This window comes from Bacillus hominis (assembly GCF_018332515.1).
In the GTDB taxonomy this organism is placed as follows: Bacteria; Bacillota; Bacilli; order Bacillales; family Bacillaceae_G; genus Bacillus_A; species Bacillus_A hominis.
In genome coordinates, this window is the sequence record NZ_BOQD01000126.1 from 1 (window position 1) to 22845 (window position 22845).

General features: G+C 35.6%; 24 protein-coding genes and 1 tRNA gene. 19 read left to right on the plus strand and 6 right to left on the minus strand.

Annotated features, from left to right (window positions below; all coding sequences use genetic code 11):
* The first annotated feature begins 60 nt into the window (after window positions 1-60).
* From KI356_RS13970 to KI356_RS13980, 3 genes are read left to right on the plus strand one after another with little or no spacing between them, the layout of a single operon-like run.
* Complete coding sequence (locus tag KI356_RS13970; RefSeq protein WP_128280930.1) at window positions 61-831, plus strand: metal ABC transporter ATP-binding protein; 771 nt, start codon at window positions 61-63, stop codon at window positions 829-831.
* Entirely contained in the window at window positions 831-1664 is an 834-nt protein-coding gene (locus tag KI356_RS13975) for a metal ABC transporter permease (RefSeq protein ID WP_128280931.1), read from the plus strand. The genes KI356_RS13970 and KI356_RS13975 overlap by 1 nt, the downstream gene beginning before the upstream one ends.
* Before the next feature lie 13 nt (window positions 1665-1677).
* A complete protein-coding gene (locus KI356_RS13980; RefSeq protein WP_088231085.1) occupies window positions 1678-2091 on the plus strand; it encodes a Fur family transcriptional regulator in 414 nt (137 codons plus the stop codon).
* Window positions 2092-2172: 81 nt separating this feature from the next.
* Here KI356_RS13980 and ispG read toward each other — a convergent pair whose 3' ends face one another.
* The 3 genes from ispG to yqgB all read right to left on the minus strand — a co-directional run bounded on the left by ispG (window position 2173) and on the right by yqgB (window position 4647).
* A complete protein-coding gene (gene ispG, locus KI356_RS13985; RefSeq protein ID WP_170956784.1) occupies window positions 2173-3282 on the minus strand; it encodes a flavodoxin-dependent (E)-4-hydroxy-3-methylbut-2-enyl-diphosphate synthase in 1110 nt (369 codons plus the stop codon).
* A 166-nt stretch (window positions 3283-3448) separates the two neighbouring features.
* A complete protein-coding gene (gene yqfZ, locus KI356_RS13990; protein WP_193656099.1) occupies window positions 3449-3814 on the minus strand; it encodes a protein YqfZ in 366 nt (121 codons plus the stop codon).
* Window positions 3815-3879: 65 nt separating this feature from the next.
* Entirely contained in the window at window positions 3880-4647 is a 768-nt protein-coding gene (yqgB, locus tag KI356_RS13995; RefSeq protein WP_002122562.1) for a protein YqgB, read from the minus strand.
* 239 nt (window positions 4648-4886) lie between these two features.
* Here yqgB and KI356_RS14000 point away from each other — a divergent pair.
* The 14 genes from KI356_RS14000 to glcK all read left to right on the plus strand — a co-directional run bounded on the left by KI356_RS14000 (window position 4887) and on the right by glcK (window position 19274).
* Window positions 4887-4960, plus strand: a tRNA-Ile gene (locus KI356_RS14000).
* A 224-nt stretch (window positions 4961-5184) separates the two neighbouring features.
* On the plus strand, window positions 5185-5796 hold the full coding sequence (gene sodA, locus KI356_RS14005) for a superoxide dismutase [Mn] (protein ID WP_001052033.1): 612 nt from the start codon (window positions 5185-5187) through the stop codon (window positions 5794-5796).
* A 121-nt stretch (window positions 5797-5917) separates the two neighbouring features.
* Window positions 5918-7195: an MFS transporter gene (locus KI356_RS14010; RefSeq protein ID WP_212935699.1), complete on the plus strand. Its 1278-nt coding sequence runs from the start codon at window positions 5918-5920 to the stop codon at window positions 7193-7195.
* A 109-nt stretch (window positions 7196-7304) separates the two neighbouring features.
* Window positions 7305-9437 carry a peptidoglycan D,D-transpeptidase FtsI family protein gene (locus KI356_RS14015; protein WP_212935700.1) on the plus strand — a complete coding sequence of 711 codons (2133 nt, stop codon included), beginning with the start codon at window positions 7305-7307 and terminating at the stop codon, window positions 9435-9437.
* Between the two features lie 348 nt (window positions 9438-9785).
* Window positions 9786-10703 carry a PstS family phosphate ABC transporter substrate-binding protein gene (locus KI356_RS14020; RefSeq protein ID WP_212935701.1) on the plus strand — a complete coding sequence of 306 codons (918 nt, stop codon included), beginning with the start codon at window positions 9786-9788 and terminating at the stop codon, window positions 10701-10703.
* Window positions 10704-10730: 27 nt separating this feature from the next.
* The gene (gene pstC / locus KI356_RS14025; protein ID WP_128280935.1) at window positions 10731-11681 is read left to right on the plus strand and encodes a phosphate ABC transporter permease subunit PstC; all 951 of its coding nucleotides are present in this window, start codon (window positions 10731-10733) and stop codon (window positions 11679-11681) included.
* Between the two features lies 1 nt (window position 11682).
* Complete coding sequence (gene pstA / locus KI356_RS14030) at window positions 11683-12549, plus strand: phosphate ABC transporter permease PstA (protein ID WP_128280936.1); 867 nt, start codon at window positions 11683-11685, stop codon at window positions 12547-12549.
* Window positions 12550-12577: 28 nt separating this feature from the next.
* Window positions 12578-13393, plus strand: a complete 816-nt coding sequence (gene pstB / locus KI356_RS14035; RefSeq protein ID WP_098777152.1) for a phosphate ABC transporter ATP-binding protein — start codon at window positions 12578-12580, stop codon at window positions 13391-13393.
* A 323-nt stretch (window positions 13394-13716) separates the two neighbouring features.
* Window positions 13717-14373 carry a phosphate signaling complex protein PhoU gene (phoU, locus tag KI356_RS14040; RefSeq protein ID WP_002122547.1) on the plus strand — a complete coding sequence of 219 codons (657 nt, stop codon included), beginning with the start codon at window positions 13717-13719 and terminating at the stop codon, window positions 14371-14373.
* A 335-nt stretch (window positions 14374-14708) separates the two neighbouring features.
* Window positions 14709-17063, plus strand: coding sequence for a sugar phosphate nucleotidyltransferase (locus KI356_RS14045; RefSeq protein WP_212935702.1), 2355 nt, complete (start codon window positions 14709-14711; stop codon window positions 17061-17063).
* 70 nt (window positions 17064-17133) lie between these two features.
* Window positions 17134-17283, plus strand: a complete 150-nt coding sequence (rpmG, locus tag KI356_RS14050) for a 50S ribosomal protein L33 (RefSeq protein WP_001265616.1) — start codon at window positions 17134-17136, stop codon at window positions 17281-17283.
* A 105-nt stretch (window positions 17284-17388) separates the two neighbouring features.
* Window positions 17389-17967: a 5-formyltetrahydrofolate cyclo-ligase gene (locus tag KI356_RS14055; protein WP_128280939.1), complete on the plus strand. Its 579-nt coding sequence runs from the start codon at window positions 17389-17391 to the stop codon at window positions 17965-17967.
* Window positions 17968-18070: 103 nt separating this feature from the next.
* Complete coding sequence (locus KI356_RS14060; RefSeq protein ID WP_002173470.1) at window positions 18071-18271, plus strand: YqgQ family protein; 201 nt, start codon at window positions 18071-18073, stop codon at window positions 18269-18271.
* A gap of 19 nt (window positions 18272-18290) precedes the next feature.
* Window positions 18291-19274 (plus strand): glucokinase, encoded by a 984-nt coding sequence (glcK, locus tag KI356_RS14065; protein ID WP_212935703.1) that lies wholly within the window; start codon window positions 18291-18293, stop codon window positions 19272-19274.
* A gap of 80 nt (window positions 19275-19354) precedes the next feature.
* Here the strand turns inward: glcK and KI356_RS14070 are convergent, their stop codons facing one another.
* A complete protein-coding gene (locus KI356_RS14070) occupies window positions 19355-19528 on the minus strand; it encodes a DUF2759 domain-containing protein (RefSeq protein WP_033716682.1) in 174 nt (57 codons plus the stop codon).
* Window positions 19529-19698: 170 nt separating this feature from the next.
* On the opposite strand from KI356_RS14070, the gene KI356_RS14075 reads away from it, so the two are divergent.
* A complete protein-coding gene (locus tag KI356_RS14075) occupies window positions 19699-20328 on the plus strand; it encodes an MBL fold metallo-hydrolase (protein WP_002122536.1) in 630 nt (209 codons plus the stop codon).
* Between the two features lie 9 nt (window positions 20329-20337).
* Window positions 20338-21450: a class I SAM-dependent methyltransferase gene (locus KI356_RS14080; protein ID WP_212935704.1), complete on the plus strand. Its 1113-nt coding sequence runs from the start codon at window positions 20338-20340 to the stop codon at window positions 21448-21450.
* A gap of 148 nt (window positions 21451-21598) precedes the next feature.
* Here the strand turns inward: KI356_RS14080 and KI356_RS14085 are convergent, their stop codons facing one another.
* Together KI356_RS14085 and KI356_RS14090 are read right to left on the minus strand one after the other, a co-directional pair.
* Window positions 21599-21889, minus strand: a complete 291-nt coding sequence (locus KI356_RS14085; RefSeq protein WP_000894375.1) for an ArsR/SmtB family transcription factor — start codon at window positions 21887-21889, stop codon at window positions 21599-21601.
* 428 nt (window positions 21890-22317) lie between these two features.
* Window positions 22318-22830 carry a cysteine hydrolase family protein gene (locus KI356_RS14090; protein ID WP_128280942.1) on the minus strand — a complete coding sequence of 171 codons (513 nt, stop codon included), beginning with the start codon at window positions 22828-22830 and terminating at the stop codon, window positions 22318-22320.
* Window positions 22831-22845 lie beyond the last annotated feature (15 nt).

The window sequence follows — 22845 nt, forward strand, 5'->3', positions numbered from 1 at the left end:
GTACTATAATTCAAATAGAGATAAATCGGAATCATTCTGAATTAAAATAGGTGAGATGATATGAATAATATATTGGAAATAGAAGGATTAACGTTTCGATATGAAGATCGCAACGTGTTAGAAGATATTAATTTGCAAGTTCCGAAGGGAGCTTTTTTAGGTTTAGTTGGACCAAATGGTTCAGGGAAATCGACTTTACTTAAATGCTTATTGGGTGTTTTAAAACCAAAGCAAGGAAGTATTAGATTGTTTGGCATTGATAGTAAGAAATTTAAAGAGTGGAATAAAGTTGGTTATGTATCCCAAAAGGCAAGTAGTTTTAACTCAGGTTTCCCGGCAACTGTTTTTGAAGTTGTTTCAATGGGGCTCGTTTCGAAAAAGGGGCTTTTTCGCTTTTTTACGAAAGACGATAATGCGAAAGTAGAAAAAGCGATTGCTGATGTAGGTATGAGCGAGTTTCAAGGTCGCAACATTGGAGAACTTTCTGGTGGACAACAACAGCGTGTATTTATTGCTCGTGCACTTGTAAGTAATCCGGAATTGCTTATTTTGGACGAGCCTACTGTTGGGATCGATGTGAAAAATGTGGCAAGTTTCTATGAGATACTAGAGGACTTAAACAAAAGATTAGGAATCACGTTAATTCTTGTTACTCATGATATGGGAGCTGTTACTGAAAAAGTAACACATGTTGCATGCTTAAACCAACATTTACATTTCCATGGGAATGTAGAGAAATTCCGAGAGTTAGAAGATGCAGAAATGTCGATTTTATATGGACATCATGTTCATCGCTTAGAACATGAACATGGGCATCACGGGAGGATATAATGATACAGGATTTTTTACAATATGATTTTTTACGTAATTCTTTATACGCTGGTATTTTAATAGGGCTTGTCGCACCACTTATCGGCGTGTTCGTTGTAATTCGCCGCATGTCGCTTATTGCGGATGCATTAAGTCATGTGACGTTATCAGGAATTGCAGCAAGTTTGTTACTTGAAAAAACAATTTTCACAGGTGGTTTTTTAAATCCTCTATATATGGGGATGATTTTCTCGATAGGTGGAGCGTTACTAATTGAAAAGTTACGAACTGTATATAAGCATTATCAAGAATTAGCAATTCCAATTATACTTTCAGCTGGGATGGGGATTGGAGTTATCTTCATTTCACTTGCTAATGGATTCAATACGGATTTATTTAGTTATTTATTTGGTAGTGTAAGTGCTGTAACAAGCTCGGATTTAATTATTATTGGTATAGTAGCAATTGTTGTTATTGCAACGATTGTTTTATTATACAAAGAGTTGTTTTTACTATCATTTGATGAGGAATATGCTGTATCAACCGGTTTAAGTGCAAAGTGGATTCACTTTATTTTCATTATATTAGTTGCTCTTGTAATTGCCGTATCAATGCGTGTTGTAGGTGTTCTTCTCGTATCATCTTTAATGACGTTACCAGTTGCAGCAAGTATTCGTATTGCAAAAGGATTTAAACAAACAATTTTCTTTTCCGTTTTATTTGGTGAAATTGCCGTAATTGGTGGAATGTTTGCTTCGTATCAACTTGATCTAGCACCAGGTGGCACAATTGTTATGATAGCAGTTCTTATTTTGATCGGTGCAATTTTATGGAAGAAGAAAAAAACTGCATAAAGTAGGGATAGGTATGAATCTAGCAGAAGCTTTACGCCTAATGAAGGAAAAAGGATACAAACATACGGGGAAAAGGGAAGAGATGCTAAGGTTATTCGCGGCTCACAATCGCTATTTAACTGCGAAAGACGTTTTAGAGCATATGAAGGATGATTATCCAGGGCTTAGTTTTGATACGATTTATCGTAACTTAACGGTTTTTGCTGAAATCGGTGTTTTAGAACAAACGGAATTAAATGGTGAAAAACATTTTCGTTTTACATGTTCCATTATGGAACATCATCATCATTTTATTTGTTTAGATTGTGGGGGCACGAAAGAGATTACTTCTTGTCCAATGGATTTTATGAATAAAGATTTTAACGGTTATGAAGTAACGGGACATAAATTTGAAATATACGGTCGTTGTCCAAAATGTGCAAAGTAAAAGCTCGTCGGTTATATAACTGACGAGCTTTTTTACATAGAAAAGAAGGTTGCTCACACATTATTGTGGGCAACCTTCTTTTTATTGTTCTTGTGTTTCTTTTTCTTTTTCTTTTTCTCGTTCGGCAGCCATTTCAGCAGCGATTACATCGATTTCTTTTTTCAGTTCTTCTACCATTGTTTCTTCCGGTACTTTACGAACGACTTGCCCTTTACGGAATAATAACCCTTCTCCGCGTGCACCTGCAATACCGATATCAGCTTCACGAGCTTCACCAGGACCGTTTACAGCGCAGCCGAGTACTGCAACCTTAATTGGAACTTGAAGCGTAGAGATGTATTCTTCCACTTCATTAGCGATGCTAATTAGATCGATTTCAATACGACCACAAGTTGGACAAGAAATAAGTGTTGCGGCATTAGATGCAAGACCGAATGACTTTAATAGTTCACGTGCAACTTTTACTTCTTCAACTGGATCAGCACTTAAAGAGATACGAAGTGTATTTCCGATGCCTTTACTTAAAATTGCTCCAAGACCGGCGGCGCTTTTTACAGTTCCAGCAAACAATGTTCCTGATTCTGTAATACCTAAGTGTAATGGGTAATCAAAAGCGCGAGCAGCTTTTTCGTATGCTTCAATTGCTAAGTTAACATCAGAGGCTTTCATTGATACGATAATATCGTGGAAATCTAAGTCCTCTAAAATTTTAATATGGTGCAGTGCGCTCTCGACCATACCATCAGCAGTTGGATATCCATACTTTTCTAAAATATGACGTTCTAATGAGCCGGCATTTACACCGATACGGATTGGAATGCCACGCTCTTTCGCTGCATTTACAACAGCTTCTACTTTATGGCGACGTCCAATGTTACCTGGATTGATACGTACTTTATCAATGCCGCCTTCGATTGCTTTTAAAGCAAGGCGATAATCAAAATGAATATCAGCAACAAGTGGAATGTTGATTTGTTTTTTAATATCAGCAATAGCATTTGCTGCGCGTTCGTCTGGAACAGCAACACGAACAACTTGACAGCCAGCTTCTTCTAAACGTTTAATTTCAGCAACTGTAGCCTCAACATCATGTGTTTTTGTTGTCGTCATACTTTGTATAATTAATTCATTGTTACCGCCAATTGTTAAATTACCGACTTTAACTGGACGTGTTTTTGTACGATGAGTCATTTCATTCACGAATTGATCGCTCTCCTTATAAAAGAAGTTTCTTATTTTTAGTCCCTTACATCAATGATAGTATGTGTGAGAAAGGGCTATAGAAACCAAAGTACTCGGTTTCACTTTTACTATTGTATCAGCGCCTTTATGTAATTGACAAGGATTAAGTGATGGCTTATTGATATAACGGGAATTTATAAGACTTTCCAACTTGGATTTTTGTAGCAGATGTATTTTTATTTAATTGTTTAAAATCATCAATTACTTTTTCAATAGAAGGAATTTTTTTCTTATTAATCGCTTCTGTAATAGAAAGAACTGTATCGCCAGTTTTTACTTCGATTGCTTTATAAACTGTATCCGTTTCTTTTTCTGTTTCTTTCTCTTTATTTTGTTTTGTATCTGTATTTTCTTTTTTTATCGTTTGGGCAGCAGAGGTTTTTTTGTATGAACTTAACATCGGTAAAGTACCGATTTTTATATCGTAATAAAATATATAACCGAGGACAAGCACGAATAAGAGTACACCTAATCTCTTCATATTCTTCACTCCTTTGCTAGGAATATATGCTTGTCCAAAAAAAAAATGCCTATTTAGGCATTTTTTTATAGTTCTTGTTTTTCTTTCGGTTTTGGAACCTCTTTCATTGTTAAGTATAGAACGATTAAAACAACTGCAATGTAAATGAATGTTGCACCAGGTACGTTTATTTTGAATAAATCCATAATCATAAAGAAGATTGTTGGAATTGTGTAGCTGTAAGCAGTTAATGTCCAAACTTGTTTATAAGATAATTTGCGTTGACCGCTCATCGCAGAACCGATGAAGGCAAGCAATGTAACTCCTACAAAGGTAATAAATAATTGGAATAAGTACAGTAAGAACCCAATAACGAATAATAAAATTGGATAAATACTGTCAAATAACGAAATGAAATCTTGTAAATCTTTTTTCTCAAGAGATGCGCCTAGTAAGTCATTATAGGAGTATGTTTGTGTTTGACCATTCCCCATGGAGACTACTTTATCTTTTAAAACAAATAAACCTGTTTTATTTTGATATTTTTCTAAGTCTGTTGAATTTGGATCAAATACGAAAAGGGCATTTCCGTCTTCTTTTTCGATAGGTTGATCAATATCAGCTTGTAGCTCGCCATTTTCAATTTTAAAATCAGGTAAATCTTTTTCGATTACTTTATTTACCATGTTAACACCATCTTGGATAACGCTACCGTACAAGAAAGTTCTTGGAATAGTAGTGATTAGGCAAAGAAGCATAATATACAAAATGGTTTTACCAATTTTTTGGAAACGGAAAAGCGCCATATCTTTAGGCGAATATACGCTTTTTGCTAGCTGTGTAAAAATGGACATAGATTCACTTCCTTTATGTATGTATAAAATCATTGTAACGTACGAATCTAGAGAAGCTCAAGATATATTATATTTACATATAGTAGAAAGGACTAAATTTCTTCTTATTAATTTACTTCTTTTAGTAGAGAAAAATACAATTGACACTTTTCTTTTGTATATGGTAAATTTATCTTACATTTTTCAAACGATATATCCGATGGGAATTTAGTTGTTTTTAATGTTACATACATAATTGTGGACCCTTAGCTCAGTTGGTTAGAGCAGACGGCTCATAACCGTCCGGTCGTAGGTTCGAGTCCTACAGGGTCCATATCCATTTCATATGTTTATTATGTCAGCAGGAAGCTTCCTTGTAGAAGGAAGCTTTTTTTACGGAATATATGAGCATTTTAATTGAAAAGAAGTGGGAATTTTGCTACTTTAATGATAGCAAGACAAAGCGATTTATTTGTTTGCACCCTATGGCAATTAGGGTAGAATGAAGTTGTAGGTCACATATATAGTGACAATACATAAACCGGGAGGAATATAACAATGGCAAAACACGAATTACCAAATTTACCTTATGCGTATGATGCTTTAGAACCTCACTTTGATAAAGAAACAATGAACATCCATCATACAAAACATCACAACACGTATATTACAAACTTAAACGCTGCTTTAGAAGGTCATGCAGAACTAGCTGACAAAAGCGTTGAAGAATTAGTTGCAAACTTAAACGAAGTACCTGAAGCAATTCGTACAGCAGTGCGTAACAATGGTGGCGGACATGCTAACCATACATTCTTCTGGACAATCCTATCTCCAAACGGTGGCGGACAACCAGTAGGCGAACTTGCAACTGCGATTGAAGCGAAATTCGGTAGCTTCGATGCATTCAAAGAAGAATTCGCAAAAGCTGGCGCAACTCGCTTCGGTTCTGGTTGGGCTTGGTTAGTAGTAAACAATGGTGAGTTAGAAGTAACAAGCACTCCAAACCAAGATTCTCCTCTAACTGAAGGTAAAACTCCAGTTATCGGTTTAGATGTTTGGGAGCATGCTTACTACTTAAATTACCAAAACCGTCGTCCTGACTACATCGGTGCATTCTGGAACGTTGTAGATTGGAACGTTGCTGAAAAACTTTACCAAGAAGCAAAATAATTAAAGTTAATACAGCTAGAAAAAAGCTAGGAGTTTTCTCCTAGCTTTTTTCTATGCTCTCCTTTTACATAATTGAGCTTGTCTTTGGAAGACTAGAACATGAAGTAAAGGAGAGTTGTGTATGAAGTGGAAACATGTAATTGGTGATGTTGAAGTGAATCGGGATTTAGTATTATTGCTCGTTATAGGAGGTTTATACACGCTCGCAATTTCTTTATCGAATACGTTTGTAAACATTTATTTATGGAAGCAAACACAAAATTATGTAAATCTGGGCTTGTATAATTTGGCCAGCGTTGTATTGCAGCCTCTAACATTTCTTGTGGGCGGGAAATTAGCGAAACGTATTGATCGCTCGATTTTATTGCGAATAGGTGTAGGCACATTAGCTGTTTTTTTTATCGTCGTTTTAGTAGCGGGAAAAAGTGCATCTCACTATATTTTACTAATGGGAGCCCTTTTAGGAGTTGGTTATGGTTTTTATTGGCTCGCTTTTAACTTGTTGACATTTGAGATTACAGAACCAGAAACAAGAGATTTTTTTAACGGTTTTCTCGGACTTCTTACATCTTTCTCTGGAATGATTGGACCGATAGCAGCAGGATATACAATTTCACGTATGGAAAAATGGAGCGGTTATACTGTCGTTTTTTTCCTCTCGTTAATGCTATTTGCGGTTGCAGTCGTTTTAAGCTTTTTTTTATCGAAGAGGGAATGTGAAGGACGCTATGAAATTGTACAAGTATTGAAAGAGCGGCAAGTCGATGAAAACTGGGGAAGAATTACGCGCGCTCATTTCTTCCAAGGTTTGAGAGAGGGAACGTTTATTTTCGTTATTTCGGTATACGTCTATTTAGCATCTGGTAGCGAGTTAGCGCTAGGGAAATATAGTTTAGTGAATTCTGCAGTATCATTTGTATGCTATTATTTAGTTGCTCGTATGTTAAAGAAAGAATGGCGAAAAAAAGCAATTTTACTTGGTGGCATTATTTTATATGCGGTCGTATTTTTAGTTATTTTTAATGTTACATATACGAAATTACTTATTTATGCAGCATGTATTGCGATTGCATATCCTATTTTACTCGTTCCGTACGGATCCATGACATACGATGTAATTGGTAGAGCAAAACAGGCGAGAGAATGGCGTGTAGAATATGTAGTTGTCAGGGAATTATGGTTAAATGCCGGAAGAATTTGTTCCATTTTAAGTTTTTTATGTGCTGTCATATTCTTTCCTCCTGAAAAAAGTTTACCTTTCTTACTATGTATTTTAGGAGCTGGACATTTTCTTATTTATTTTGCAGTTAAAAATGTCAAATATGATGAGGGGAATGTGAGCAAAACCAGCGTTGTAGCGCAAGGAACCACGCAGAATCAAACTGAACCAGAAGGTTAACTTATCGTGTGTTTTATGCTAGAATAGAAAAAGATGTAAGACAGCAGTGAGGGCACCTGTATGAAGGTGTCCCTTTCACATTACATAGCTGTTGGTAGAGGGGGTTTGTATGAGCAAGAAACAGAAAAAGAACCAGACAAAGATAAAGACCCACGTTCCCTTTCGGTTAAACGTGTTGTTTTTTTGCGTGTTTTTAATGTTCTCCGCGGTTATTGTAAGGCTTGGATACGTACAAATTGTTCGTGGTGAGGAATATAAAAATGAAGTTGAGAAAAAAGAAAATTCAACGATAAGTAATCCTGTACCGCGCGGGAAAATATTTGATCGTAATGGGCAACCAGTTGTAGATAATGAGCCTATTCGTACAATTACATTTACAAAAATGAAGGGATCAACTGCAGATGATCGCTTAGAAACGGCGAAAAAGTTAGCAGATTTGATTGAGGTCCCAACAGATAAGTTAACAGATCGCGATAAAAAAGATTATTGGCTTGCTTTACATAAAGAAGAAGCAAAAACAAAAATCACAAAAAAAGATCGTGAAGAGTTGAAAGCGAATAAAATTGAAGAGAAAGAGCTAGATGAGCGTCAACGAAATCGTGTAACAGAAGAAGAGATCAGTCAATTGTCAGCAAAAGATTTAGAAATATTGGCGATCAAAAGTAAGATGGAAAGCGGATATGCAATGACGCCGCAAATCGTTAAAAAAGGTGCAACAGAAGAAGAATATGCGATTATTAGTGAAAATTTAGCGAAATTACCAGGTGTAGATACAAATGTCGACTGGGAACGAAAATATAAGTATGAGGATACGTTCCGAAGTGTACTTGGTGGTGTAACGACTTCTGATGAAGGGTTACCGAGAGAGCGATTAGATTACTACCTTGTTCGCGATTATAATCGTAATGATCGCGTAGGGAAAAGTTACATTGAGCAACAGTACGAGGATAGTTTACACGGTACAAAATCCGAAGTGAGAAATGTTACAGATAAAGACGGTAATATTTTAGAAACTATTAATGTATCACAAGGGCAACGAGGTAATGACCTGAATTTAACAATTGATATGGAATTACAAAAGCGTGTAGAAGAGATTCTTGAGAAAAACTTAATTAAATTTAAAGGGTCAGAACCGCTTTTAGATCGCGCTTTCGTTGTAATGATGAATCCGAAAAATGGTGAAGTTTTATCCATGGCAGGGAAACAATTAGTTAACGAAGATGGTCAAACGAAAGTAAATGATTTTGCATTAGGAACGATGACGAGTTCTTATCCGATGGGTTCAACTGTAAAAGGTGCGACAGTACTTACGGGATATCAAACTGGTGCGATTCAACCTGGATCAGTACAGTTAGATGAACCGATTAAATTAAAAGGGACACCTACGAAGTCATCTTGGAAAACGATGGGGTATATTAATGACCTTACAGCGTTAAAACAGTCTTCAAACGTTTATATGTTTAAAACAGCGATGAATATTGCAGGGGTTCCATACGTACGAGGCGGTACGTTAGATATCCCGCAAAAAGCATTTGATACTATGCGTTACTATTTTGGGCAGTTTGGGCTTGGTGTAAAAACAGGAATTGATTTGCCAAATGAAAGTGCTGGTCAAATGGGTAGAGGAAGTCAACCAGGTTTCTTATTAGATTTATCAATTGGACAGTATGATACGTATACACCGCTTCAATTAGCACAATACATTTCGACGATTGCAAATGGTGGATATCGTATGCAACCCCAAGTTGTAAAGGAAATCCGCGAGCCAGCTACGAAGCCAGAGGAAGTTGGAAAAGTTGTTCAATCTATGGAACCAAAAGTATTAAATCGTGTTGATATGCCTGAATCACAAATTAAACGTGTTCAAGAAGGATTTAGACAAGTGTATAACGATTCAGGTGGTACAGCTACAAAATACTTTGCAGGTGCACCATATAAAGCAGCTGGGAAAACAGGTACAGCTCAAACTGTATATGGCGGAGATAAAGAGATTGGTAGAAATGCAAAAGGTGAGCGTGTTGAAACATATAACTTAACATTAGTAGGTTATGCGCCACTTGAAGATCCAGAAGTAGCATTTTCTGTTGTTGTGCCGTGGGTACATGATGATAAAACAGGGATTAATGGATATATTGGTCGTGAAATAATGGACGCTTACTTTGATTTGAAAAAACAAGCATTAACTGGTGAAGCTCCAAAAGATGAAAAAGAGAAAAAAAGTAATACACAAGATGCTGAATAAAAAAGTTGTAAAAAAAGCACACTATCTGAAAAGATAGTGTGCTTTTTTTTATGCTTTATGCATATGGTTTAGTAAATGTGGACAAGCGTAAAATGTTGAAAAAACATGTAGTTTCAAAAACGATGAACATAACAAGATTAGTGCATACGCTCTAAGTTTGTCTTGTGTGATAGGAGATAGCAGTTTTATGGATGATTAGAAAAATTCCTGCATCTAAAGTGCAAAATACAGTTGTTTTTGTGGAACTTTACAAAACTTTTACAAACAATTAAAACCGAATTAATAGTTTAGCAGTATTCTTATATCTGTAATCCTGTTATTTCCGGTTACTTCTAGGAGGAAGAACACGTGAAATGGATGAGCGCATCGATTAAAGTTTTGACATTATCGACATGTTTCCTTTGTTTTAATATGTCTACTGCATTCGCTACAAATGAAATGGGAGAAGTGAGAGTTGATGGATCCTCAACGGTTTTTCCTATTATAGAGGCAGTAGCAGAGGAATATACAAAGGCCCATCCAAACGTGAAAATTTCTATTAGTATTTCTGGGACAGGAGGAGGATTTAATCGTTTCAGTAAAGGAGAAGTAGATATAAACAATGCTTCGAGAGTGATGAAACCGGTAGAAGAAAATGCAATGCAGAAAAACTCCATTCAATTTACACCATTTGAGGTCGCTTATGATGGTCTAACGATTGTTGTGAATCGTCAAAATACGTGGGTAAACAATATGACGCTAGACGAGTTACGTCTATTATGGAGTGAAAATGGAAGATTGAAACGATGGTCACAAATTCATTCATCATGGCCACGTGAACAAGTTAAATTTTATGCGCCAGGCATAGACTCTGGTACTTATGATTATTTCCAAAATGTTGTCTTACAAAATAATCGCCTTGTAAAAACGGTTTCTTTGTCTGAAGACGATCAAGTTATTATGCAAGGGGTAATGAATGATAAAAATGCCATTGCTTTTGTAGGATATGCTTATTATATGGCCAATCGAGATAAGGTAAAAGCAATACAGGTGGATGGTGTATTTCCAACGAAAGAGACCATTCAGTCGGGTACGTATAAGCCATTATCTAGGTCGCTATTTACGTATGTGAATCATGCATCTATCAGAAATAAAATGAATGTAGCAAATTATGTTGAGTTTATGATTAAGCATGTTGGGAGCCTTGCTGAAGAGGTCGGATATGTAAAATTACCAAAAGAAAAATATAATGAACAGCTGCGAATGTTAACAGAAATAAAAAGGTAATGTCAGGGTGGAAAGGGGTTTTCATCTTTGGCTCATAATGACAAAAGTCAAATTACATTTTCTGTACAACATTTGATTGAGAGAAATACAAATAGAAGAAAAAAAACGCAGCGAATCAATCGAATTGTTCCGTTAATACTAAAAGCTATTGCTAGCGTGTCCATTGTAACGACACTTGGAATTATTATTACGTTGGCAAATGAAACAATCATGTTTTTTCAAAAGATATCATTGTATTCTTTTTTGACAGAGAAAGAATGGTTACCTTTTTTTGAAGATCCGAAATTCGGTATATTACCACTTATATGTGGAACAATCCTTGTAACAGCAATTGCCATGTTCGTAGCAATTCCTATTGGTTTAGGTTGTGCCGTGTTTTTAAGCGAATATGCTTCGAATGGCGCTCGGAAAATATTAAAACCGTTGTTAGAGCTACTAGCAGGCATTCCGACAATTGTATATGGTTTTTTCGCGTTAACAGTTGTCACACCGCTTTTACAGCGGATTATACCAGGTTTGCAGTTTTTTAATGCTATTAGCCCAGGTATTGTTATAGGATTTATGATGATACCGACGATTGCGTCTCTCTCTGAAGATGCGATGAGAGCTGTAGCGAAAGAAATTAAAGAAGCCTCATTAGCGCTAGGAGCAACTCGTTTTGAGATGGTAAAACAAGTGGTGTTTCCATCGGCTTTTACGGGCATAATGGCAGCGATTATATTAGCAGCTTCTAGAGCAATTGGTGAAACGATGATTGTTGTTATTGCAGCTGGATCAACACCTAATATATCGATAGATCCGACTCATTCTATTCAAACATTAACAGCCTATATTGTACAAGTGAGTTTAGGTGATGCTCCGCACGGAACGATTACTTATTACAGCATGTATGCTGTAGGTGCAACGTTATTTATGTTTACTTTTATTATGAATATCATTTCGCAATATATTATGCGCCGTTTTAGGAGGGTGACATAATATGCGAATGTTAAACCATAAAAAAATACAAGAAAATATGGCATCGCGTTTTTTAAAGGATCGGATTTACAAGTGTGTTTTTTATATAGCAATTTTGTTTTCAGTAGTAATACTTTTTATATTGCTTTTTCAAATTTTTGAAAAAGGTATAAGTTATCTTTCAATAGATTTCTTTACAAACTTCGCCTCACGTAATCCGAGAGAAGCTGGGATTGCCGCTGCTTTGTCAGGAACAATACTATTTATGAGCATTGTTATACCGGTCTCTTTTATATTTGGAGTCGGAACAGCTCTTTATTTAGAGCATTACGCGAAGGACTCCGTCTTTAAAAAGTTAATAGAGCTAAATAACCAAACGTTAGCAGGGGTACCTTCCGTTGTGTTCGGCTTACTCGGATTAACTATTTTCGTATATGCTCTCCACTTAGGAGAAAGCATAGTCGCGGCGGCACTGACAATGAGCTTGCTCGTCTTACCGACTGTTGTTGTAGCGAGCCAAGAAGCGATTCGATCTGTACCGAGTTCATTATTAGAGGCTTCTTACGGATTAGGTGCTACGAAGTGGCAAACGATGTATCAAATTGTATTGCCAGTAGCTTTGCCAGGGATTGTAACGGGATGTACGTTAGCGGTATCGAGAGCAATTGGTGAGGCAGCACCATTATTAGTCATTGGGGCCCTTGCCTTTGCAAATTATGTACCGTTCAGTATGTTCGATAGATTTACGGTTTTACCAATTCAAATTTTTAATTGGATGAGTAGACCACAAGAAGAATTTCAGTATGTAGCAGCAGCTGGGATGATTGTTTTGCTAGGATTGCTGCTCTTTATAAATATATTTGTTTTATGGTTACGAAATCGAAAATAAGTTGGAAGTGGATGAAAGGGGAATTCAAATGGTAGCAACAGTAGTAAATGTACAGGTGAAAAATGAGAAAAAGATTGAGACAGCACCAAAAAAAGTAGTATTTGATACGAAAAATTTAAATTTATGGTACGGAGAAGACCATGCTTTAAAAGATATCAACTTAAGTATTCATGAGAATGAAGTAACAGCGATTATCGGTCCAAGTGGTTGTGGGAAATCAACATACTTAAAAACGCTAAATCGTATGGTAGAGTTAGTGCCTATCGTTCGAACTACGGGCGTTATCGAATATAGAGAACGAAACATATTCGATAAATCATATCCGGTTGAAGAATTACGTACGCATGTGGGTATGGTGTTCCAAAAGCCAAATCCATTCCCAAAATCTATTTATGAAAATGTAGCATATGGTCCGAAAATCCATGGTGTTCGTGACAAAAAAACACTTGATGAAATCGTTGAAAAAAGCTTGCGCGGAGCAGCTATTTGGGATGAGTTAAAAGATCGTTTGCACGATAATGCATACGGTTTATCTGGTGGACAGCAACAACGTCTATGTATTGCACGCTGCTTAGCGATTGAGCCAGACGTTATTTTAATGGATGAACCAACATCAGCGCTAGATCCAATTTCAACATCAAAAGTAGAAGAACTAATTCAAGAATTAAAGAAAGATTTTAGTATTGTTATCGTAACGCACAACATGCAACAAGCGGCACGTATTTCAGATAAAACTGCTTTCTTCTTAAGTGGAGAAGTTGTGGAATATACAGATACGAACAAATTATTTACAACACCTACAGATAAGCGTACAGAAGACTACATTACAGGACGATTTGGTTGATATCGTTGTAAGGATAAGAGTAAATGCCCTCTTAACAGAGGGCATTTCTCACTTTCACCTCATTTTAAAGGGGAGTAATATTTCCATTTTCTCAAGGCTTAGTAAACGTATAAGAGGCTGGATAGGGGATTTATCCCGCTATTTGCGGGCAGTAAAACTCCCAACTCAAAACTCGGCTGGAACAAAGAAGTTAGTTGGGAGTCGGGCTGCCCATAAACGCCCGATTAGTGCGGGCTAATAATTAGTGGTGGATGAAAAACCCCCATACTGATTAAAGTTTCACTTTATATATAATGGCACATAATATTGAGGGGGAAGAAACGATGGTAAGAGAACAGTTTCAATGTGATTTAAAAACGTTACAGCAAAAGGTAATCGAGCTTGGTGAGTTAGCGAGGGAAGCTTTATTGATTGCTATGGAAGGTCTTCATAACAGGGATGTAGAGAAAGCATTAGAAGTCATTGATGGGGATTATCGCATGGATAATTTAGAAGAGGAAATAAATGACCTTGCGCTTATGCTTATTACAAAACAGCAGCCTGTAGCAAGTGATTTAAGAAGAATTTTCATTTCAATTAAAACAGCGACAGATTTAGAACGTATTGCAGACCATGCTGTTAATATTGCGAAATCAACAATTCGTCTTGGTGAAAAAGAAGTGGTTGTTAGCTTGCATAATCTTGAGGAAATGTTTGAGATTGCTCATAAGATGTTAAATTTAGCATTAGAAGCATATGAGCAAGAAAATTTAACTTTTGCTAAACAAATTGCTGAAATGGATGATTCAGTTGATGAAATTTATGGGAAGGCGATTCGTGAATTTATTTCCTCTATCCCTGGACAACCAGAAACGATTACACAAATTACACAACTATCCTTTGTTGCAAGATATATTGAGCGTGTAGCAGACCATGTTACAAATATTGCCGAGAATGTATTTTATTTAGTAAAAGGAAAGCATTATTTATTGAATGAGTAGGGGGAAAAGTAGGTGATGAGAAATCACCTGCTTTTTTTAGTCAAAACATGACAAAAAAAGCTCGTTGTTTCCTTTAGTCTATGATGATAAGATGTATCATAATTAATGGGAAAATAAGTACATATGTGTTAGTTACGTCTTATTAATTATTTTACCAAGTTAATGGTAAGCGCTTTCTTTTTGTTGGGAGTTAAAAGGTACATTTATTCATAAAGTGAGGCTGTCTCTCACTAATTGTTAGATCATACCAAACCAAACTGGACTTTTACTGCAGTTAATGTGGGGTAAATGATATACGGAGTTCTTGAACATTATATAAGTGGAGGCTGAAGTATATGAAGGGGGTTATTTTAGCTGGAGGAAAAGGAAGACGCCTTAGACCATTAACATGTAATACTCCAAAACCGATGTTACCATTGTTAGAAAAACCAGTTCTTGAATATAATATTGAATTATTACGTCAGCATGGTATTCGTGAAATTGCAATTACAGTTCAATATATGAGTACTGCTATTAAGCAATACTTTGGTGATGGTAGTAAGTGGGGAGTTAACTTGTATTATTTTGAAGACTCTCCTCCGCTTGGAACAGCAGGGAGCATTAAGCAAGCGGAAAGCTTTTTAGATGAAACATTTGTTGTTATTAGTGGGGATGCATTAACTGATTTTCAATTATCAGAAGGAATTGCATTCCATGAACAGAAGAAGAGAATGGTAACGATGTTTGTGAAAGAAGTAGAAAACCCACTCTCATTTGGGTTAGTTGTAATGAATAAAGAACAAGAAATTATACGATATATAGAAAAGCCGAGCTGGAATGAGGTAGTTTCTAATATTGTGAATACAGGTATTTATATAATGGAGCCAGAAATCTTTTCTTACATACCATCCATGGAATTTTCGGATTTCAGTCATGATGTGTTTCCATTATTGGCAAATAAAAATGCTTTATTTGCATATTTATCAGAAGACTATTGGTTAGATATTGGTACATTTGATCAATATCGGCAAGCTCAATTCGATTTGTTGACGAAAAAATTGAAGGTGCCTATTCCATATACAGAAGTATTACCGATGGTGTGGATGGGAGAAGGTGTAACGATAGGAAAAGGGACGAAAATTCATGGCCCTTCTTTTATTGGAGAAGGAGCAATGATTGGTGCGGGGGTTGTAATTGAACCGTACTCTATTATCGGGAAAAATAGTATCGTTTCAAGTTATTCTCATCTTCAAAAAAGCATCATTTTTGCAAACGCTCATATAGGGAAAAATTGTGAGTTGTTAGAATCAACAATAGGAAATCATACAATGGTCGAAGCTGATGTTACACTTTTTCAAAAAAGTATTGTAGCGGACCATTGTCATATAGGGAAAAGTACAGTAATTAAGCAAAAAGGAAAAATATGGCCATATAAGGAGATAGATAGTCATTCGATAGTAGGTTCTGCCGGTGTTAAAGAGAGTGAAAAGAGTACAGGATGGCTACAAAAAAGCCGGATTGTAGGAAGGGGTAATGTTGAAATTACTCCTCAATTTATTGTGAAAGTTGCAATGGCTTATGGATCTCTTTTTGCAAAAGGAGAGAGTATATTGATTGGAAGTCAGGAAAATATAGAAACAACTTCCTTTAAAAATTTATTCCTCCATGCCATTCATGGCAGTGGGATTCATACGATGGAATGTAAAGAAATGAATGAGTCGCTTTTTCAGTATGCCATTCATAATTTGCAATGTGCAGGTGGAGTTTTCGTTCAAGTGGAAAGCGAAAGAGGGATTGTTATACAACTGTATGGTAAGGAGGGCTCGTTTTTAACGTATAAGCAGCAAAAGGCGATAGAACAAGTATATATGTCTGAGTCGTTTTATTACGCTTGTGAGAAAGAAATGGGACGAAATAAGCTAGTTCACGTTTCTGTAAATAATTATGTAGAAGCTGTGTTAGAGCGTATTGATATTGAAACGATACAAAAACAGGAGTTTCATCTTCTTATTAATAAGAGAAATGATATGTTACAACATTTACTTATGCTTTTTCTACAAAGGCTTGGATGCACAGTTACATGGGTTTATGCGAGTGAACAAAAAGATCATGTGAAAGCTTTGATGAAATCGAGTAAAGCGAATATGGCGCTTATGTTTTCTGAACACGGAAATCGCTTCGAATTATATGACACTCACGGTAATATTTACCAAGGGACTGATTTTGAAGAAGTAGATATTCCGGATTTATTACTCGAATCAGCAGATAATATTTACCCAATGTCTTTGAAATTAGGGGAATGTTATCTCCTCTTTTATATGCATAATGAAAAAAACTCTTTTCAAATAAGATGGAAGCGAGATATTTTATATCGAATTGGAAAATTATTCGAGTTAATAGCATTGCAAGGAGAAACATTACTTAGCATAGCAGAGCAATCTCCTCCACTGTATCTACTTTATGATGAAGTTGTATGTTCATGGAAGGAAAAAGGGAAAGTAATGAGGAAATTATTGGCCGATATGGAAAGAAAAGAAGAAGGTATATTTGAAGGAATACAGTTCAAATATACAGAAAAAGAGTGGTCTTATATCGTTTCTGATACAAAACAACCAAAATTTTTGGTGTATTCACATGCTAGAAACCCAGTAATAGCAAGGGAAAACATGAAAAACCTTATAGAAAAAATTAGACAATATCAAAAGGTGTAGAATTTTTATTTTAAAAGTGGTATTATAGTATAGTCTGATTTAAGTTATTAGTGACTGGAGGGAAATAAGAATGCGTGTGAATATTACTCTAGCATGTACAGAATGCGGAGATCGTAACTATATCTCAAAGAAAAATAAACGTAACAACGCTGAGCGTATCGAGCTTAAAAAGTATTGCAAGCGTGACAAGAAGTCTACGTTACACCGTGAAACAAAGTAAGCAGTAGGAATATTTTCCTACTGTTTCTTTTTTTTATGCGATTCCTACGTAAAAGTGATACACTATCTTCGTAGAGTAAAGTGTCACTGCAAGGGGGAAAAGTGTGTGAAAGAAGAGAAAATACGTTTACGCAAACAAGTAATAGAACACATGAATTCTTTATCTGAAGAACAGTATACAACTTTATCGGAACAAATTGCAGTTTCGGTGTATGAACAAAAAGAGTGGGTTGACGCTAAAACAATTGGAATCACTCTCTCGATGGAGCATGAAGTGAATACATATCCTATTATCGAAAAAGCTTGGGAAGAAGGAAAGAAAATTGTTGTTCCGAAGTGTAATAAAGGGACAAGAACGATGACTTTCCGACAAATTAGTAATTTAAATCAATTAGAAACAGTATATATGAATTTACGTGAACCGATTCCAGCGCTTACGGAAGAAGTGAATGCGTGTGAAATTGATCTTCTTATCGTGCCAGGAGTAGCTTATACACAGCGAGGAGAACGGATTGGATATGGCGGTGGCTATTATGATCGTTATCTCGTGCACTATAAAGGGAAAACGCTATCATTAGCTTATGATTTTCAAATGGTAAAACATATTCCGGTAGAGCCATTTGATAAAAATGTAGAAAAAATTATTACAGAAAAAGGAACAATGGTTATAAATGGGCTTGTATAGACAAATAAAAATTGACGAGACTTTTTCTTCTTGATTATAATAAAATATGTGAACGTTTTCTTATTATAGTTTTTTATAGTAAGTAAGCATAGAGGGTGATGAAATGATATCTATTTATGATATTCAGCAATTGCTAAAGAAATTTGGCACGATTATTTATACGGGTGATCGAATCGCTGATTTACAATTAATGCAAGACGAATTGCGTGAATTAAATCAATCACAGCTAATCGATCCACAAGACTATCAAACAGCTTTATTTTTATTGAAGCAAGAAATTCAAAAAGAGATAAATAAGAATTAGATAAAGGTAGGTACGTAACATGGAAGAGAAATGGTTAGTTGGTGTTGACCTTGGTGGTACAACGATTAAATTAGCATTTATTAATGTGTACGGTGAAATTTTACATAAGTGGGAAATCCCTACGAATACAAATGAGCAAGGAAAACATATTACACTTGATGTAGCGAAAGCTATCGATAAAAAGTTAGAAGAGTTAGGTGAATTAAAAAGCAAGTTAATTGGTATTGGTATGGGAGCTCCTGGTCCTGTACATGTGGCATCTGGAATGATTTATGAAGCGGTTAATTTAGGATGGAAAAACTATCCGTTAAAAGACTTGCTAGAAGTAGAAACAGGATTACCTGTTGTTATTGATAATGATGCAAACTTAGCTGCGCTTGGTGAAATGTGGAAAGGTGCTGGCGAAGGAGCAAAAGATTTAATTTGTATGACACTTGGAACTGGTGTTGGTGGTGGTGTTATCGCCAATGGTGAGATTGTACATGGTATAAGCGGTGCTGCTGGTGAGATTGGACATATTACAGTTGTTACAGAGAACGCTTTTCCATGTAATTGCGGGAAGTCGGGTTGCTTAGAAACGGTAGCCTCTGCAACAGGTATTGTGCGTGTTGCTATGCAAAAAATACAAGAGACAGATAAAGAAAGTATTTTACGTTCTATGTTAGCAGAAGAAGGGCTTATTACATCAAAAGATGTGTTTGAAGCGCTTGGACAAGGTGACGAACTAGCAGGTGAAGTAGTGGAAAAAGTAGCTTCTTATTTAGGATTAGCTGTAGCGAACCTTGCTAGTACGTTAAACCCAGAGAAAATCGTAATTGGTGGTGGCGTATCTAAAGCTGGAGATGCACTATTAGAGCCAATTCAACGTTATTTCGAGCAATATGCTTTCTCACGTGCTGTAAAGAGCACAAAGTTAGCAATTGCAATACTTGGTAATGATGCAGGTGTTATCGGAGGAGCTTGGCTTGTAAAAAAGCACAAATACGAAGCGAAGATGATATAAGTTGTGAAATATGAAAAGAGGAAGGGGAAACCCTTCCTCTTTTTGTGCAAAATCTTGATGAAGAATAACATGTAAATGAATTAAGCTGCTGGTGGGTACCCGCTATATAGAACAGTCATGATCGTAAACCATCCGAAAACGAGTACAGTTGCAATTGCAAAGCCGCCCGCGAATAAGTTTTTTTCGCGAAGTGTTCTAAGCGTAGCAAATACAGCTAACAGAGTGACTAGCGCAAAAATAATAACAAGGCCCATACAATACCCTCCTCTGTCTACCGATTCCTCAAAATGAGTTTTTGGAATATTTACTCTTTTATATTGTACATGTTTTAAAAATGATTGTCGAGATAGCATCCTTTCTTTTCCTAAGAGAAAGAAATGTTGTATCATTAAAAGTAAGTTTAATAACTGGAGGAGATTTTCATATGAAGTGGATACAAATGCCGTTAGGCCCATTACAAACAAATGCTTATATTTTAACGAACGATCAAAATGAGTGTATTATCTTTGATCCTGGCCATGAAGGAGAGAAGCTCGTTACATATTTACAAGAAGAACAATTAAAACCATTGGCGGTTTTATTAACACACGCTCACTTTGATCATATTGGTGCCGTTGATGCGGTGAGAGACGCTTTCCATATTCCTGTATACGTACATAAAGAAGAAGCAGATTGGTTAGGAGATGGAACTGTAAATGGCTCTCAAATTTTTATGATGAACCGCAGTATTACAGCAAAACCAGCAGATCATATTATTGATGCAGAGGGAACATTAACTATCGGTTCATTTAACTTTGAAATTTTTGAAACACCAGGACACTCTCCGGGAAGCATTTCTTATTATTGCAAAGAGGCGAATGCTGTATTTTCTGGAGATGTATTATTCCAAATGAGTATTGGAAGAACGGATTTACCTGGTGGAAGTTTTGCTGAATTAATTGGAAGTATTGAAGAGAAATTATTTGTATTACCAGATGAAACAGCGGTGCTATGTGGACACGGTCCAGAAACAAGCATCGGTTTTGAAAAAGAAAATAATCCATTTTTACAATAAGGAGCCATTATGGGGATGGAGCTCATTTTAAGAGAATGGATGGGGAAAGAGAAGGATTGTTCAATTTCATATAGTACGTATATGAACCTCGTATTGTATACAGAAGAACATGGCTATTATATGAAGGAACGTGAAAAGATTGGAAGGCAAGGTGATTTTTTTACAAGTAGCAACGTATCTTCTGTTTTTGCAAAAACGTTTGCTAAGTTTTTTATTCGTCTTGTTGAGAATGGTGAAGTTGCTCCAAATATTTGTGAGATTGGTGGAGGAACAGGAAAGTTTGCCTATGATGTTTTACAAGAATGGAAACAATTATCTCCGGAAACCTTTATCAATTTAAACTATTCAATTATTGAAGTGAGCCCTTTTCATAGAAGGCTACAACAGGAGAGTCTTTGCTCATTTGATAATGTGTCGTATTATACATCGTATGTTGAAATAGGAGAGTCTTTCGAAGGGATTATTTTTTCGAATGAATTATTTGATGCGTTTCCTGTTGAAGTAGTTGAGAAAAGAAATGGAATTTTATATGAAGTACGTATCACGTATACAGATGATGGAAATCTTACAGAAGTATTTAGACCGATAGAGAAAAGAGTCGGTCGTTACTTATTGAAATATAACATTCATATTGCTGAGGGACAGCGCTTTGAAGTGCCTATTGCAATGGAAGAGTATATAGAAGAGATTGCGAAATGGTTTCAGAAAGGTATATGTATTACAGTTGATTATGGATATACAAAAGAAGAATGGATGCATCCTGCACATCATGAAGGAAGTTTAAGAGGATATTATAAGCATAAGCTAATTCGTAACCCGCTTGCATATCCAGGAGAAATGGACCTTACTACGCATGTTCATTGGGATGAGTTGAAGATGAATTTTGAGCTACAAGGAATTAATACGATATGGCATAGGAAGCAATCAGAGTTTTTGTTAGCAGCAGGAATATTAGATCAGCTTACCAACCATCAAGATACCAACCCTTTTTCTGAAACTCAAAAACTAAATAGAGCTATTCGCTCTATGATTTTGAACGGAGGATTAGGTAATGCTTTCGATGTTGTTATACATACGAAAGACATGAAAGATTTATATTTGAATCGTTATTTGTACATGTGAAAAAACAAGACACAGTATTTTCTGTGTCTTGTTTTTTAATACGACGTTTAGTATGTAGCATTATATATTTTCTCTCATGATATATATTTATATTAAAGATATGAGATGGAAAATATAGAATACGTTCTTTTTCTCTGTCTATAGGTCCCTAACCTAATAATACGCGAACGAGTTGAATAATTGTTTCGTTTTCTACTTTGTAGTAAATTTCTAATCCTTTTCTTTCACTAGAAACGATTTTAGCACTTTTTAACTTTGCTAAATGCTGTGAAATTGTAGATTGTGGCATGTTCAAGCCTGTGTACATTGTAGAAACGTTGCTTGGGCCACGTTCAATTAATCCCTTTACAATACATAAGCGAACAGGATGAGCAAGCACTTTCAATAATTCTGCATTGCTTTCATATAGTTCTATTTCTTTTTGAAAGGTTTCTAACATGTTCTTTTCCACCTCCGTGTGAGCTGTTATACCATACTATACATACCAAAAAATCAAAGAAAAGAAAACAGTTGTTGCAGAAAAAAAGTCCTAAAGTAAAGAAATTGTAAGAAAAGAGACCCTGATGTAAATAAAATAGATGAATTTGCACAGTTTTGTAAAATGACATTTTTGGTTGAAAATTTTGATGCGTTTCAAAAATTGAAAGATATAGATATATTCGTAACACAATTTTATCATGATTTTCTTATTCTTTCAAATGAATATACGAAATTTTTAAAATAATATGACAAAGGAATTATAATGTTATATATAGAATATATAACAGGTTAAAAGAAGCCCGATGTAATCAGCTTTTTTATGATGATAATGAAACAATTGAGTGTAGCTGATAAATCTTAGAATGATCAAGCCATTAGTCATTTATTCTAGAGCTCATCTTCTAGCAACTTTAAAAATCTGTGGTTCCATATATTCTCATAAAAATCAATTGTCTCTTTTGCGGACATAAATGGATTATTTAACGTAGAGGTTGTTTTTTGAACCATGAAGTTTTCGTATCCTAGTCCGTGAGCAAATTTAATCGTAGCATCCATACAGTACTCTGTTTGGGCACCGCAAAATTCAATACGATTTACAGATGATTTGTCTAAAATTTCTTTTAAGTTTGTTTTATAAAATGAATTTGCATGTGTTTTTCTTACAAAAAAATCTTGTTCTTGAACATCTAGATCGGTATGAATAGCCCAAAGTTCTTTTTCGGGTACTAAATCATCATCACAATGTTGAACAAAAATGATTGGTTTATTTAATTTTCTGTATGAAGAAATTCTTTTATTTACTTTTGTAAGCAAGTTTTGTAAATCAAATAAATGCTCGCCGCTATAACATACCCCATTTTGTAAATCGATAACGATTAAAATATCTGCACAAGTATCCATTATTTTACCCCTTTT